14 protein-coding genes are annotated in these 16,063 nt (G+C 31.1%); 12 read left to right on the top strand and 2 right to left on the bottom strand.

Annotated elements, in window-relative coordinates; all coding sequences use genetic code 11:
• Positions 1-21: 21 nt before the first annotated feature.
• Positions 22-1,719: a lysine--tRNA ligase gene (gene lysS / locus BUB42_RS03730; RefSeq protein WP_073017302.1), complete on the bottom strand. Its 1,698-nt coding sequence runs from the start codon at positions 1,717-1,719 to the stop codon at positions 22-24.
• Between the two features lie 205 nt (positions 1,720-1,924).
• Here lysS and BUB42_RS03725 point away from each other — a divergent pair, with 205 nt between their 5' ends.
• The 4 genes from BUB42_RS03725 to lipB all read left to right on the top strand — a co-directional run bounded on the left by BUB42_RS03725 (position 1,925) and on the right by lipB (position 4,874).
• On the top strand, positions 1,925-2,659 hold the full coding sequence (locus BUB42_RS03725; RefSeq protein WP_073017300.1) for a hypothetical protein: 735 nt from the start codon (positions 1,925-1,927) through the stop codon (positions 2,657-2,659).
• Between the two features lie 115 nt (positions 2,660-2,774).
• Complete coding sequence (locus BUB42_RS03720; RefSeq protein WP_073017298.1) at positions 2,775-3,305, top strand: hypothetical protein; 531 nt, start codon at positions 2,775-2,777, stop codon at positions 3,303-3,305.
• 89 nt (positions 3,306-3,394) lie between these two features.
• Positions 3,395-3,541 (top strand): hypothetical protein, encoded by a 147-nt coding sequence (locus BUB42_RS16370; RefSeq protein WP_170857179.1) that lies wholly within the window; start codon positions 3,395-3,397, stop codon positions 3,539-3,541.
• Positions 3,542-4,172: 631 nt separating this feature from the next.
• A complete protein-coding gene (lipB, locus tag BUB42_RS03715; protein ID WP_073017392.1) occupies positions 4,173-4,874 on the top strand; it encodes a lipoyl(octanoyl) transferase LipB in 702 nt (233 codons plus the stop codon).
• A gap of 1,003 nt (positions 4,875-5,877) precedes the next feature.
• On the opposite strand, the gene BUB42_RS03710 is transcribed toward lipB, so the two are convergent.
• Positions 5,878-6,555 (bottom strand): ribonuclease HII, encoded by a 678-nt coding sequence (locus BUB42_RS03710; RefSeq protein ID WP_073017390.1) that lies wholly within the window; start codon positions 6,553-6,555, stop codon positions 5,878-5,880.
• A 224-nt stretch (positions 6,556-6,779) separates the two neighbouring features.
• On the opposite strand from BUB42_RS03710, the gene BUB42_RS03705 reads away from it, so the two are divergent.
• The 8 genes from BUB42_RS03705 to BUB42_RS03670 all read left to right on the top strand — a co-directional run bounded on the left by BUB42_RS03705 (position 6,780) and on the right by BUB42_RS03670 (position 15,581).
• A complete protein-coding gene (locus tag BUB42_RS03705) occupies positions 6,780-7,649 on the top strand; it encodes an ABC transporter permease (RefSeq protein WP_073017297.1) in 870 nt (289 codons plus the stop codon).
• A gap of 223 nt (positions 7,650-7,872) precedes the next feature.
• Positions 7,873-9,123 carry an ABC transporter ATP-binding protein gene (locus BUB42_RS16670; protein WP_244533876.1) on the top strand — a complete coding sequence of 417 codons (1,251 nt, stop codon included), beginning with the start codon at positions 7,873-7,875 and terminating at the stop codon, positions 9,121-9,123.
• A 4-nt stretch (positions 9,124-9,127) separates the two neighbouring features.
• Entirely contained in the window at positions 9,128-10,237 is a 1,110-nt protein-coding gene (glf, locus tag BUB42_RS03695) for a UDP-galactopyranose mutase (RefSeq protein ID WP_073017388.1), read from the top strand.
• On the top strand, positions 10,230-11,315 hold the full coding sequence (locus BUB42_RS03690) for a glycosyltransferase (protein WP_073017295.1): 1,086 nt from the start codon (positions 10,230-10,232) through the stop codon (positions 11,313-11,315). Before glf ends, BUB42_RS03690 begins: the two co-directional genes overlap by 8 nt.
• Before the next feature lie 10 nt (positions 11,316-11,325).
• Positions 11,326-12,381: a glycosyltransferase family 4 protein gene (locus tag BUB42_RS03685; RefSeq protein WP_073017293.1), complete on the top strand. Its 1,056-nt coding sequence runs from the start codon at positions 11,326-11,328 to the stop codon at positions 12,379-12,381.
• A gap of 177 nt (positions 12,382-12,558) precedes the next feature.
• Positions 12,559-13,764, top strand: coding sequence for an ATP-binding protein (locus BUB42_RS03680; protein WP_170857178.1), 1,206 nt, complete (start codon positions 12,559-12,561; stop codon positions 13,762-13,764).
• A gap of 24 nt (positions 13,765-13,788) precedes the next feature.
• On the top strand, positions 13,789-14,613 hold the full coding sequence (locus BUB42_RS03675) for a glycosyltransferase family 2 protein (protein WP_073017291.1): 825 nt from the start codon (positions 13,789-13,791) through the stop codon (positions 14,611-14,613).
• A 29-nt stretch (positions 14,614-14,642) separates the two neighbouring features.
• Positions 14,643-15,581: a glycosyltransferase family 2 protein gene (locus BUB42_RS03670; RefSeq protein WP_073017289.1), complete on the top strand. Its 939-nt coding sequence runs from the start codon at positions 14,643-14,645 to the stop codon at positions 15,579-15,581.
• Positions 15,582-16,063 lie beyond the last annotated feature (482 nt).

The following is a 16,063-nucleotide window of genomic DNA, read 5'->3' as shown; positions in this document are numbered from 1 at the left end:
ATAAATATAAACAAGTATAACCTATCCCTTCAACCTACAAGCCTTTACATCACCTTCAACTACAACCTCAGTCATTCCAAGTGCTGATAAGTTTTTCATAGCTTTATCCCATTTTTTACCGCTCAATTCTGATTTGGTTTTTAGTGCTCCAAATTCCATTACATTAGCATTAGCCTGCAAGATCGACACAATTAATTTCTCGTCTTCTTCAAGCTGAACTTGTTTTTTCTCTGGTCTCATTTGTGGGAACAACAGTACTTCTTGAATCGAAGCATTATTTGTTAAATACATAATCAATCGATCCATTCCTATTCCCATTCCTGATGTTGGTGGCATTCCGTATTCTAATGCTCTTAAGAAATCTTCATCTATAATTCCGGTTGCTTCATCATCTCCTTTTTCAGCTAGGCGCATTTGATCTTCAAAACGCGCTCTTTGATCAATCGGGTCGTTCAATTCGGAGTAAGCGTTTGCTACTTCTTTACCACAAACCATCAATTCAAAACGTTCCGTTAATTCAGGATTATCGCGGTGTTCTTTACACAAAGGCGACATTTCTTTTGGATAATCCGTAATAAAAGTGGGCTGAATATAATTTGCTTCGCATTTAGCACCAAAAATTTCATCAATCAATTTTCCTTTCCCCATTGTAGCATTAACATCGATTCCCATGCCTCTTGCAGCATCAAAAAGTTCTGTTTCACTTTTTCCAGAAATATCAAAACCAGTAAAATGCTTGATAGAATCCGTCATGGTCACACGAGCGTAAGGTGCTTTAAAACTAATTTGGTTTTCACCAAAAATTACGTCCGAAGTTCCATTTACCGCAACTGCGCAATATTCCAGCAGTTCTTCGGCAAATTCCATCATCCAGTTGTAGTCTTTGTAAGCTACATATATTTCCATTGCAGTAAATTCGGGATTGTGCGTTCGATCCATTCCCTCGTTTCGGAAATTTTTAGAAAACTCATAAACACCGTCAAAACCGCCCACAATCAATCTTTTTAAATACAATTCATTGGCAATACGCATGTACAAAGGAATGTCAAGCGAGTTGTGATGCGTTGTAAACGGACGTGCTGCCGCTCCACCCGCAATAGGCTGTAAAACTGGAGTTTCCACTTCAAGATAACCAGCGTCATTAAAAAAAGTACGCATCGCATTAAACAATTTGGTACGCTTAATAAAAGTCTGTTTTACATGCTCATTTACTGTTAAATCCACATAACGCATTCTGTAACGCAGTTCCGCATCATTGAATGCATCGTGAACTTTTCCATCTTCATCCACTTTTGGCAATGGCAACGGACGCAATGTTTTACTCAAAAAAGTAAAAACATCCACCCGAATACACTGAGCACCAACCATGGTTGTAAATAATTCACCTTCAATACCTATAAAATCACCTAAATCAGTTAATTTTTTAAATACCTGATTGTACATCGTTTTATCATCACCAGGACATAAAACATCGCGGTTCAAGTACAATTGGATTCGTCCTTCGCTATCTTGTAACTCAGCAAAACAAGCTTTTCCTTGATCTCTCACACTCATCAATCGCCCAGCAACAGTCACCTTTTTATCATCTTCAAACTGCTCTTTTATCTGTTTGGAAGTATGATTTACAGGAAAAAGATTGGCAGGATAAGGATTGATTCCTAAGTTGCGTAAGGATTGAAGTTTTTCTCTTCGGATAATTTCTTGTTCTGATAAGGCCATTTTGTGCTTTTTTTTAAGAGCGCAAAGATACTCTATATGTCGCAAAGTTGCAAAATGAGATTGGTTTTTTGGAGCTCTTTCCAGCTTTCCGTTGCAATCTTTTTATTCGCTTTCGCAATAAAAAGGATTTCCACTTCAATCTGGGCTATAAATCCCACAAAGTTCATACCTTCGTTTTTAAATATTTAATAAAACCAAATACAATTTGAAAACTCAAAATTTCCTTTTCTTATTTATTATTTCGATACTAATAGTAAGTTGCCAAGTCACCGAAACCATTCACATCAACCCAGATGGAAGCGGAACAATAGAAATAATAAGCCTTCGGGATGAACAAAGTTACATGCAATTAGCGGGTGAAAATTATAATTCTGAAGAAAAATTTGTCGACACAAGCTACGTTTTTAAGGAATATATCACTCAGTATGCAGAGAATTTTTTAAAACTTCCGCTTGCTGAAAAAGAGATTTTTAACAAATTCAAAGACGTAAAGGTTCACATCAAAAAAAGTTCTTTCGAAAAAGAATTCCGAACTACAATTACCCAAACATTCGATAAGATTGAAGCAGTTCCTGATCTTGACAAAATAGAAAATTACGCGGATGATTTAAAACACAATTATGCTTTAGCTGCTGAGGAACATTTCTATCAGGTGAGTTACACATTTGATGGAAGTACTTTTAAAAGAAAAATAATCATTACTGATCAAGAAGAATTAGCGAAACAGCAACAAAAAATTCCAGAATTAAGAACTCAATTAGCCGGTTTTAAAATAGTGCAATCGTATGTTCTACACTACCATTTTCCGCGGAGAATAAAATCGGTTTCAAATACTCAGGCAATAATAAGTGAAGACAAAAAAAGCTTGAGAATTGAGTTTTTATTAGCTGACTGTTTGCAAAATCCAGAAATTACGGCAGTTGAAGTGGTTTTAGAATAAATAATGAGTAATTTGATCATCAGCCGTTCGCCACGGAGTGTACGACATAATCCAAAAAAAGCACAGAAATCCCCGAATATTTTTCGAATAAGATTATATTCCTTAAATTAGCTGAATGGATAAAAAAGCAGAATTAGGATTAGATTTTATTATTGATAAAATAACAAACTCAATTGAAAACGTGATTACTGGTGACAGTTTTCAGACTGAAATTTCTATTCTACAAAAAACTGATTTAAAATCTGTAACGAAGAAAAATGGATGGCTTTTCAGTTGGAGTGAAGAATTTAAGAATCCTGTTAGAGATATTTATAAGCTTACAATAGCTGGAAATTCGACAATTATTCAAGGTCTTGTGAGTTTAGAAGTTAAGTCAGACCACGTTTTTATGCATCTTTTAGAAAATGCCCCATTCAACAAAGGACAAAGCAAAGTTTACACTGGTGTTGCTGGGAATCTAGTTGCTTATATTTGTAAATTGTCTTTTCAACGCGGACACGATGGAAATATATCTTTTCTGTCAAAATCACAATTGGTTGAACATTACGAAAAAACTCTCGGAGCTTTTCATTTTGGTGGTAGAGTTATGATAATTGAAACAAAATCGGCATTGAAATTAATAAACAAATATTTTCAAAATAAATAATTATGAAATGAGCATGACCTAAATTTGGTCGCAAACACCGATGAAGATATGCGAATTCCATATTCCAATAAAAAAAATATTAATTACATATGAAAACTAAAAAATCAGATTTAGAAATTGATAGGATTGGTGGAATAGGTTCTCTAACAATAGAAGAAGAAAAAGCTTTAAGTGATTTTTTTAAAAAGAAAAAAACAACTAAAAAAACTCTTAAAAAAAAGGAAATAAATACGTAAAAGAAAGGATACTAGGATAGCCGTCTATCGTGACTGGGGCTTTAGTGCTATTACAGTTCTAAATTATACCATTTATGTTTTGAATTTTCTGTAAAAAAGAATTGAAATTTATCAGGTTGAGCACGTCATCATGATTGTGATGAAGCACGAAACGTTGTTTGTAAATCGTTCGTAATCTCGACTGCGCTCGATTTGACAAAAACAGGATAGTAATTTCAAAGACTTTTGGTATTATGTTTAGCAGAAAGTATCCTGTTATAAAGTCTCCAACTTCGCAAAGCGCCAATGGCATAAAAGCATTTACTTTTATGGTCTTTAAATATAAATTTGCTGATTTTTAAAATCTATCGAGTGTTATTTAATTTTAAAAACAATAAGCGTAAGTATTAAGTAGAAGTCCTAATTACATCAAAAACCACAAATTAGATTTGTCAATATTTTAAAAATCTTCCGATAATTTTCAAAATTTATAAAAGTAGAAGAAATTTTTATTAGCGTAAGTTTGTGTATACTTTCTTTATAAAAATCCCTTAGTGTCTTTGCGCCTTTGTGGCAAAACAAAATAAATAATCGTATTTTTGCAGCTCACAAAAACAGAACGAAAAATGAATTGCGTTCGCTACAATTACAAATGAATAAAACGATCCAACTTCAAGATTTAGGAAACAAAGACTATAAAGCAACTTGGGAATACCAGGAAGAGTTATTCAAAGCAATTGTTGACTTAAAAATCAGAAATAGGAGAGAAGAACTGAATCTACCAACACCAAATCATTTCCTTTTTGTAGAACATCCTCACGTTTATACACTTGGAAAAAGTGGTGATCTAAGTAATTTATTACTGTCAGAAAAGCAATTGGAAGCTAAAGGCGCCACTTTCTATAAAATCAATCGCGGTGGTGATATTACTTACCACGGGCCAGGACAAATTGTAGGGTATCCTATTTTAGACTTAGAAAATTTCTTTACTGATATTCATAAATACTTGCGATTTCTTGAAGAAGCAATTATCCTAACACTAGCTGAATACGGAATAATTTCTGGTCGAAGCGAAGGCGAAACCGGAGTTTGGCTAGGTGTAGGAACACCATTTGCGAGAAAAATTTGTGCAATGGGCGTTCGCGCTTCTCGCTGGGTCACCATGCACGGCTTTGCACTGAATGTCAATGCTGATTTGGGTTATTTTGATAATATCATACCGTGTGGCATTCGTGGAAAAGCAGTGACTTCGTTAAATGTAGAATTAGGAGTTGAAAAAGTGAACGAATCCGAAGTAAAAGAAAAAATCGTCAAGCATTTTAAAGAATTATTTGAAGCTGAATTTTCGTCTTAAATCAAAATCTGCAATCAAAAAAAATCTGCAATCAAAAATCGTTAATCAACAATCTTAAATCATTTTAAGCGTCCTTGATAAAAAAGATAATAATCTCAAAAAAAGCTGTGATTCCGAGCGTCTCAACGGTAAAAAATCTGCAATCAAAAAAAATCTGCAATCAAAAATCGTTAATCAACAATCTTAAATCATTTTGAAAGTCCTTGATAGGAAAGATCATAATCTCAAAAAAAGCTTTAATTTTAAGTTTCTCACGGGTGAAAAATCTGCAATCAAAAATCGTTAATCAGCAATCTTAAATCATTTTAAAAGTCCTTGATTAAAAAGATAATAATCTCAAAAAAAGCTTTGATTCCAAGTTTCTCACGGGTAAAAAATCTACAATCAAAAAAAATCTGCAATCAAAAATCGTTAATCAACAATCTTAAATCATTTTAAAAGTGCTTGATTAGAAAGATAATAATCTCAAAAAAAGCTTTAATTTTAAGTTTCTCACGGGTGAAAAATCTGCAATCAAAAATCGTTAATCAGCAATCTTAAATCATTTTAAAAGTCCTTGATTAAAAAGATAATAATCTCAAAAAAAGCTTTAATTCCAAGTTTCTCACGGGTAAAAAATCTACAATCAAAAAAAATCTGCAATCAAAAATCGTTAATCAACAATCTTAAATCATTTTAAAAGTGCTTGATTAGAAAGATAATAATCTCAAAAAAAGCTTTGATTCCAAGCGTCTCACGAGTATAAAATCTGCAATCAAAAATCGTTAATCAGCAATCTTAAATCATTTTGAGCGTCCTTGATTAAAAAGATAATAATCTCAAAAAAAGCTTTAATTCCAAATGTCTCACGGGTAAAAAATCTGCAATCAAAAATCGTTAATCAACAATCTTAAATCATTTTAAACGTCCTTGATTAGAAAGATAATAATCTCAAAAAAGCTGTGATTTCAAGTGTATTACTGATCTAGCTTCTTATCGGCAATAAAAACATCAATTCCTAAGATTAAAAATCCAGTTCTAGCTGCTCAGGTAACAACCGAAAACTCATTCGATGATATTTTGTAACACCATATTTCTTTATGGCCTCTCGATGTTCCTTAGTGGGATAGCCTTTATTTTTCCTCCAATTGTACATGGGGAATTCCAAGTGAATTTTGTCCATATAATCATCCCGATACGTTTTTGCTAAAATAGAAGCTGCGGCAATACTCATATATTTAGAATCTCCTTTTACAATGCAACTGAAAGGTATTTTATTGAAAAAATTGTCTCCATCTTCGGAGAATTTCTTTACCGTATTTGTAATAATTCCGGTGGTTGGACAAAGTATTGGGCTGTGATTGATAGAACTATTTCCGTCAACAATAATATATTTAGGTCGTGGCTTTAGCTTTTTAATACATTCTTGCATTGCTTTTATTGATGCATTCAAAATGTTAATAGCATCAATTTCTAAAGGATCTATATGTGTTATTGAAAAACAAATTGCTTGTTCCTCAATAATAGGTCGTAATGCAATTCTACTTTTTTCATTTAGAAGCTTACTATCTTTTATAAATTTATTAGTAAAATGTGCCGGAAGTGTAACTGCAGCTGCGGTTACAGGTCCCGCGATGCAACCACGACCAGCCTCATCGGTTCCGCATTCTAGGCTATTTAAAAAGAAATAAGGACTTAACATTAAATTGATTTTGACAAAAATATCCATTTAATAAACATTTTCGGAAAATAACATTGCGCATTGACGAAAAAAAATAATTTGTGCCAAGAAAATTTCATAATTAATTAAAGCAAATTCCCAAATTCAAAGTACTATATTTGTCCAATTAATATAGACTTCTTGCGATGCAAAAGCATTTCAATGCCAGTGTCAAAATCACGAAGAGAAATATTCAGTAGCAATAAATGAATAATTTAGAACAAAAAAATACCACTTGGTTGTTCGAAATAACGCCAAAAAATAAATTTTTCACTCTTAATCTAAAGGAAGTATGGCAATACAGAGATTTGCTATTTCTTTTTGTGAAAAGGGATGTGGTGACAATGTACAAGCAAACCGTTTTAGGACCACTTTGGTACTTGATACAACCTTTATTTACCTCAATTACATTTACTATTATTTTTAATAATTTAGCAGGGATTAGCACCGGAACCGTTCCTCCATTTTTATTTAATTTAGCAGGAATCACCATTTGGAATTATTTCACAGCTTGTCTTACCGGAACTTCAAATACCTTTGGCAGTAATGCAGGGATTTTTGGAAAAGTATATTTCCCAAGACTCATAGTTCCTATTTCTATAGTCGTTTCTAATTTAATCAAGTTCGGAATTCAATTTTTTATATTCATCGTTTTTTATATTTTTTATTACGTGCAAGGTGCGGCCGTGAGCTTAAATCCTTCAGTGGTGTTTTTCCCGTTGCTGATTATTTTAATGGGTGTTTTAGGATTAGGATCAGGAATGTTTATTTCATCTTTGGTTACAAAATATAGAGATTTTAGTTATCTGATAGGTTTTGGAGTACAGCTATTAATGTACATTTCGGCGGTGATGTATCCTTTATCGTTAATTGAAGAAAAAATACCAAATTACGCTTGGCTCGTTCATTACAATCCGCTGGCTTATATAATTGAAACAACACGATATATGTTATTGAATGTGGGCGAAATTTCTATTTTAGGATTGACATACACAACAATAGTGACCTTAGTTTTGTTATTAGTGGGTATTTTAATTTTTAATAAAACAGAAAAGAGTTTTATAGATACAGTTTAATAAAAAACACATTTTAGAATTTAAAAAGCAGTTGACTTTTTTAATTCTAAAAAAAAAAATATCGTTACTAAAAGTATCTAGTGTCAATACAAATTGGGATTCAGAGTGCGAAGCGGTAGAAATTATTTAGCTATTCCTAACTTAAATAGTGAAAAGCTGTTACAACGAAATTCAAGATTTATCCATAGTTATTGATTCTCCAAATTAGATCATCGAATAAAAAATGAAAGACATCATTCTCAAAGCCGAAAACATTTCTAAGCAATACCGCTTGGGCCAAGTGGGAACTGGCACGCTGAGTCATGACTTAAACCGCTGGTGGCATCAAGTGCGTGGCAAGGAAAATCCATACCTAAAAATAGGCGATGTTAATGACCGAAGCACAAAAGGATCTAGTGATTATGTATGGGCACTTCAAGACATTAATTTTGAAGTAGAACGGGGCGAAGTATTAGGAATAATTGGTAAAAACGGCGCAGGAAAATCTACTCTTTTAAAAATATTATCTAAAGTTACGGCGCCTACAACTGGAAGCATAAAATCCCGCGGACGTATTGCATCATTACTAGAAGTAGGAACTGGATTTAATGGCGAAATGACGGGGCGCGAAAATATCTATCTCAACGGAGCCATTCTAGGAATGACTAAAAAAGAAATCACTTCAAAACTAGATGAAATTATAGATTTCTCAGGTTGTGAGCGTTACATAGATACACCAGTAAAACGCTACAGCTCGGGAATGACGGTGCGATTGGCTTTTGCAGTAGCAGCTTTTCTAGAACCAGAAATTTTAGTAATTGATGAGGTTTTAGCCGTTGGTGATGCTGATTTTCAGAAAAAAGCGATTGGGAAGATGCAGGATATTTCTCGAGAAGGAGGAAGAACGGTTTTATTTGTGAGTCATAATATGGCGGCGGTGAAGAGTTTGTGTACGAGGGGAATTGTTTTGGAGAATGGGAAGGTGGTTTTTGAGGGTAGCACTGCAAATGCGTTAGATTTTTATAATAGTTCAAATATTGACATTATTAAAACTATTTACGAAGGAAAAATCAAAGATAATTATATCGAAAAACTATATTTATTTTCCGAAGAAAAGCAAAAAATCTTGAGCTCAATTCAAATCCGAGATTTAAATGTTTTTCTTTATGTAGATTTAGTTATGAGTTTTTATAAAGGATATACATTGGGTTTTACAATCTTTTCAGCGGATGGTACTGCACTAGTTTCTATGTCTCCGTTTGAGGATTTTTGTAAAAACGACGATAATAGATCATTTGTAAAAATTAAACTACCAATTGACATTTTGAAAGCGGGTACTTATTATTTGGAAGGAGTTTTTTGCAGGAGTGATGATTTGTATGAAAAAAATGATAGGTTTATCAAAATTATTGTAGAACCTAAAAATCGGTTCGAATTATCTGGAAATGGGATTTTAGGAATGTTGTTAAATAATAATGACTGGTCAAATAGATAGATTTATGATTCAATATGATTATTTAATTGTTGGCTCAGGCCTTTTTGGTTCAGTGTGTGCAAGAGAACTTACCGATGCTGGTTTTAAATGCCTAGTGATTGAAAAGCGGAATCATATCGGTGGAAACGTCTACACCGAATCTATTGAAGGAATTAATGTTCATAAATATGGCGCGCATATTTTTCATACAGATGATAAAAACATTTGGAACTATGTAAATAAATATGCAGAGTTTAATCGATATACAAATTCTCCACTAGGTTTACATAAGAATAAGTTGTATAACCTACCATTTAATATGAATACTTTTTATCAATTATGGGGAGTGAGCAAACCTTCAGAAGCTCGTGAAATAATTGAAAAACAAATTAAAGAATTTGGTTTTAAAAATCCAAAAAATCTAGAGGAACAAGCAATAAGTTTAGTTGGTAAGGATATTTACGAAATTTTCATCAAAGGATACACAGAAAAACAGTGGGGTAGGTCTGCATTAGATTTACCTGCATTTATTATTAAAAGGCTTCCTCTAAGATTTACATATGACAATAATTATTTTAGCGACAAATACCAAGGAATTCCAATTGGGGGTTATACGCCTATGATTGAAAATATGTTAAAAGGAATAGAAGTAAAAACAAATGTTGATTTTTTATCGGATAAAAAACAATGGATTAAGCAAACAAAAAACATTGTATATACCGGGGCGCTAGATGCCTTTTATAATTATCAATTTGGAGTATTAGAATATCGAAGCTTGGATTTTAATAATGAATCTATAAATATTGAAAATTATCAAGGCAATGCAGTTGTAAATTATTTAGATAAAAATGTTCCTTATACACGAATAATTGAACATAAACATTTTGAATTTGGGAATCAAAAATCCACGTACATTACCAAAGAATATCCAAAAGAATGGCAGATGGGTGATGAAAGATATTATCCAATAAACGATGATAAGAATTCTGTTTTAAGTAAGCTATATAAAGATCTTGCACTAAAAGAAAAGAGTGTGTTTTTTGGAGGAAGATTAGCGGAGTATCGTTATTATGATATGCACCAAGTGATAGCTTCTGCTTTAAGTTTAGTAAAAAAATTAAGTAACGATGATTGAAGATAAAGTCTTAGTTTTTTGCGATTATCCTATCAATGAAAATGAAGGTGGACCAATAGGATATTATAATAAATGTTTATACAAAAACACACCTGACAATATAATTCTTTTGAAGTCAGTATTCACTGCAAAGAAACAATTTTCAATTATTGAAAAAATACGAAATAAATTTAGAAATAGATTTAAAAAAAACGATTTAGTAAATTCGACTTTGCACACAAAATTCATTTCATTACAATGTAAAGAATTTAAATTTTTTTATTTTCATAGTGTTTATGATCTGTACGATGTTTTACATTTAATAAATGAAGATCAAATTGTAATTTTGCAAAGTCATTCGCCTGAATTACCATCTGCTGAAAGATTTAAGAATGGAGCTAATGATTATTTATTAGTTAGAAAAATAGAAAAAATATCGTTTAAAAGAGCTAATTATTTAGTTTTTCCTAATGAAGATTCTATGGTAATTTATAATTCAGTCATCTCTGATAAGCATAAAATCAAATTTCTAACCACAGGGATAAAACCAATAGAAAGCAAAGTGGTATTGCCATTAGATAATCAAAAAATAAATATATTATATATAGGGCGGAAAAATGAAATTAAAGGATTTTATTTTTTAATAGAATCTTTTAAAAAAGCATCTGCTTTTAGAGATGACATTAGATTAATTATTGCAGGAAATGGGGAGAAAATTATTGGAAAAGATATTTATGATATTGGAATAACTGACAGACCGTTTGATTGGATTAATAGTGTTGATTTTGTTATTTCACTTAATAAGGAAAGTTATTTTGATTTAAATGTAATCGAAAGTATATGTCTTGGTACTCCGTTAATCATGACAACAAGTGAAGGGCATACCTTTTTTAAAAACCGAAGGGGTATTATTTCTGTTGACTATGATAATATAATTGGAGTTTTGATGAATAAAAATTTAGTAAACAAAAATTACAAAATTGAGAATAGGGCTTTTTTAAAACAATTCTATCACGAATTTCTCTCGGATATTGTTTTTAAAAATAATTTAAACAAGATGTGCACTACTATTTTAAATAACGAAGTTAATCATCTTTAATTTTTTTTATATGTTAAAAAAACGTAAATTATTCTTCTTTTTTATTCCGCATCACCATATTGGTGGTGCAGAGCGTGTGCATTTGAATATTATTAAAGCCTTACCAAGCAAACCAATTGTTTTCTTTGATTATTCATCTTCGAATCAAATCGGTAAGGATTTTGAGGATAGTGCTTATTGTTTTTTGATTACTAGCGCAAAAAGGAGAATGTATGCTTTTAAATTTATACAATTTTTAGGAACTATCTTTCATGTAACTTTATTTGGTTGTAATAGTGGTTTGTTTTATAATTTTGTCTCTAGACTTAATGGGAAATGTAAGACTATCGATCTAACTCATGCTTTTTCTTTTCCTGAAAAAGGGATTGAAATGGCCTCCTTACCTCATGTTAATTTATTAGACAAGCGAATAGTTATCAATTCAAAAACTTTTGAAGATTATAAGCAGTTATATTGTAAAAATAATGTAAATCAAGAATTACTAAAAAGAATTTCAATAATACCAAATGGAATTGAAATAAAAGAGTTTTATCAAAATAAAATCAATTCACGTTGGGAAAATTTCACTATTGGTTATGTAGGAAGGAATTCGCCGGAGAAACGGCCAGAATTATTTTTTGAAATTGTAAATCAGACACAAGTTAAAGCAAAAATTATAGGAGATGATTTTGCTTTATTTAAAAAAGAATTTCCAGATGTAATTTATTTTGAAAATTGTAATAACAAAGAATTGATTAGAGAACAATTTTCTGAAATTTCACTTTTAGTAGTTACTTCAAGTCGTGAAGGTTTTCCATTAGTTGTTATGGAAGCGATGGAATTAGGAATCCCAGTTTTAGCAACTGATGTTGGAAGTATTTCAGAGCATCTGATTAATTATCAAAATGGATTTATAGGGTCAATTGAAAAAAAATCTTTTTTGAATTTTGCTTCAACAATTATTTTTAAACTTATAAAGAATAAAGAATTATACACTAATCTATCTCTCAACGCGAGAGATCATGCAGTAGTTAATTTTAATATAAATAAGTTTCAAAGTAAATACAGAGAATTATTTTATGAATAATCCCATAATCTCCACCATCGTTCCTTGTTACAACCAAGCGCAATATTTAGCGGAAGTTTGAAAACTACAAAAAAATATAGCCATAACTTCAAAAAGTACATTTTTAGCCAGAAGTTGTAGGCTTGTCTATTATTTTTGTATTTTTGTGTAAAAGATGTAAACATAGCTATAGTAAAAATGAATAAAATACCGCTAAATATTAACGATAGAACGCATTACCTCGATAAGGTAAAGCCCTTTGTTGGTAAAAATTTAATTAAGGTATTTACTGGACAACGACGTGTAGGGAAAAGCTATTTGCTTTTTCAATTGATACAGTTATTACAAAAAGATAAAACGGTTGCCATACTCTATATCAACAAAGAAGATTTGGCCTTTTCGTTTATAAAAACAGCAGAAGATTTACATCAATATGTTTTAGAAAATAAAGCTGAAAATCAAAAAACCTACGTTTTCATAGATGAAATTCAAGACATTCAAAATTTTGAATCTGCCTTGCGTTCCTTGTTATTGTACTCAGACTTAGATTTATATTGCACCGGAAGCAATGCCAATTTATTGTCTGGCGACATTGCAGGGCATTTGAGCGGAAGGTTTATCGAAATTGTGGTTTATAGTCTTTCTTATGTCGAGTTTTTAGATTTTCATGCTCTAGAAACGAGTTCCATAAGTGTAGAAAAGTATATGAAATATGGTGGGCTCCCGTATCTAAAGCATTTGGAACTAGAAGATTCGATAGTATTTGACTATTTAAAAAACATTTATGGTACTATTGTTTACCGTGATATTATCAATAGGTACTCGGTGAGGAATGTTCCTTTTTTAGAACAATTGGTTTTGTTTTTGGCAGGAAATATTGGTAGTATTTTTTCTGTGAAAAAAATTAGCGATTTCTTGAAATCCCAACAAACCAATATGCCTGCCAATCAGGTACAAATTTATACTCATTACTTAATTAGCGCTTTTTTGGTACATAAAGTAGCTAGATATGATATGGTGGGTAAACGAATTTTTGAAATTGGAGAAAAATATTATTTCGAAAATTTAGGAATTCGCAACGGAATATGGGGCTATCGGGTAGAAGATCGAGGTAAAATTGTAGAAAATGTGGTTTACAATCAGTTGTTATTCAAAGGCTATACGGTTGTGGTAGGGGTTCTAAATGTATGTGAAATTGATTTTATTGCAGAAAAAAATGGCGAGAAACATTATTTTCAAGTCGCCTTGACCATTAACGACACTAAAACGATAGAACGAGAATTCGGAAATTTAAAAAATATCAAAGACAACTATCAAAAAACAGTCATTACGCTTGATTCGTTTTCTGGAAACACACACGAAGGGATAAAAACTATTTCGTTAGAACACTTTTTGTTGTCATAAATAGCTTATTCTAATTAAGAAAAAATGAATAATCCGTTAGTATCCATAATCGTTCCCTGCTATAACCAAGCCCAATATTTATCGGAGGCTTTGTTATCGGTGTTGGAACAGACTTATCAGGGTTGGGAATGTATTATTGTAAATGATGGAAGTCCAGATAATACGGAAGCAGTTGCTCAAGAGTGGCTGGAAAAAGATACTCGATTTAAATATATTTACAAAGAAAATGGTGGGTTAAGTAGCGCCAGAAACGCGGGAATTACTATTGCAGAAGGAGAATTTATTTTGCCATTGGATGCTGATGATAGAATTGGACCAAACTATTTGTCATTAGCCGTAGATGAATTTAAGAAAGATTCTGAGCTAAAAGTGGTTTACTGTAAGGCTGAAAAATTTGGAGATGAAGTGGGTGAGTGGATTTTACCTGAATTTTCTCTAAAAAATCTTGCAAAAAAAAACATGATATTTTGTTGTGCTTTTTTTAAAAAAAGCGATTGGGAGTCCTGTGGCGGGTATGATGTTAATCTAATTTATGGAATTGAAGATTGGGAGTTTTGGATTGCCATCCTCAAAAATGGCGGTCAAGTAAAACGATTAAATGAAGTTTGTTTTTATTACAGAATAAAACCAATTTCTATGGTAAAATCACTAAATAATGAAAAATTAAAATTTTCAACTGAATACGTTAACATAAAACATGCTGATTTGTTTATCAAAGAAATGGGATCTATCAATTATCTGTGGTCGCAGATTTATGAAAATGAGAATGAATGGCAAAAGAAAATGCAAAGTAAAAAATTTATTTTGAGAATCGTCTTAAAATTATTTTTTGGTGTTAGTAGATATTGATGTAGTTAAAGTTATAGAAAAGATAGTTGATGAAAATATTAATTATAATCGTTACTTATAACGGAGTGAACTGGATAGATGAATGTTTGCAAAGCATTTTAAAAAGTTATATTTTGCCAGATATTTTTATCATCGATAATAATAGCACTGATGATACTGTAGCCCATTTGAAGAAACACTATTTAAGCAAAATCATTCTTCATGAATCTCCTGTCAATTTAGGCTTTGGAAAAGGAAACAATATTGGTTTGCAATTTGCTTTACACAATAATTATCAATACGTGTTCTTAATGAATCAGGACGCTTTTTTAGAAATTAATACTTTAAGTGAATTAATAGCTATTTCTGAAAAAAATCGATCTTATGGTATTTTGAGCCCTATTCATCTAAATAAACAAGGAGAAAAATTAGAAACATATTTTGCTAGTTTTGTAAATTATATTAAAAACCCCCATTTTTATAGTGATTTTATAATAGGTAAATCAATAAAAAGTATATATGATTTTGAATTTATCAGCGCAGCTGCTTGGCTGTTGCCACTTGATACAATTAAGAAAATCGGAGGTTTTGATCCAATTTTTTGGCATTATGGTGAAGACGATAATTATTGTCAACGAGTTTTATTCCATAATCTTAAAATTGGAGTTGTGACAAAATCTTTCATTCGGCATGATAGTAAAATTAGGGTCCATGATAAGCAATATATTTACACTGAAAGATTTTTTCAAGATTACACGAAAGATTTGCAGGTAAAATTTGCAAACGTAAATTATACACCGACAGTTAATATATTTTGGTTTCAAACAAAAATATTGATAAAAGATTTGCTTTCATCTATTGTAACATTTGATTATAAAAAGTTGAAGTCTACAATTAGGAAATTTGGTAGTAGTCGAAAAATCTTCTGTGAAATTTCAAAAAGTAAAAAAATAAATTGTAAAATCGGTGCCCATTACTTAGATCGATGAAGCTATGACAAAAAATCTTTTAGTGGCGTCACCATATTTGAATAATATTGGAGGAACCGAAATAGAGGCACTAATTATGGCCGTCTACTTTTACAATACCAATAGTTTTAAAACGGTTACTATTTTTACACCACTAATATGTAAAAATAAATTTTTTAAGGAAATTATAGGGAGCAAAAATATAAGAATATTACATTATCCTATTTTTTTTAACTCTAAAAGCGTTTTGTTCCTTAATAAAATATTTAAGAAAAGTGGTTTAAAAATTCATTTTTTGGAATATTTCTATTGGATGATTATTTCAATTAAATATAATAGTTTTTTTTTGTTGACTTATACTAACTGCAGTTATTTTTTTCCTTTGTTTAACTTTTATAATGAAAAAAAAAAATATATAGCCAAAATAACAATGTGGCATTATAAACAACTGCCACCATCGCAAAAAAATATTTATAGTAAATTTAATAATATTATAGTTTTTA

This window comes from Flavobacterium micromati (assembly GCF_900129585.1).
Lineage (GTDB): Bacteria > Bacteroidota > Bacteroidia > Flavobacteriales > Flavobacteriaceae > Flavobacterium > Flavobacterium micromati.
The sequence above is the reverse complement of the archived record's forward strand: the minus strand, read 5'-3'. Positions and strand labels throughout refer to the sequence as shown.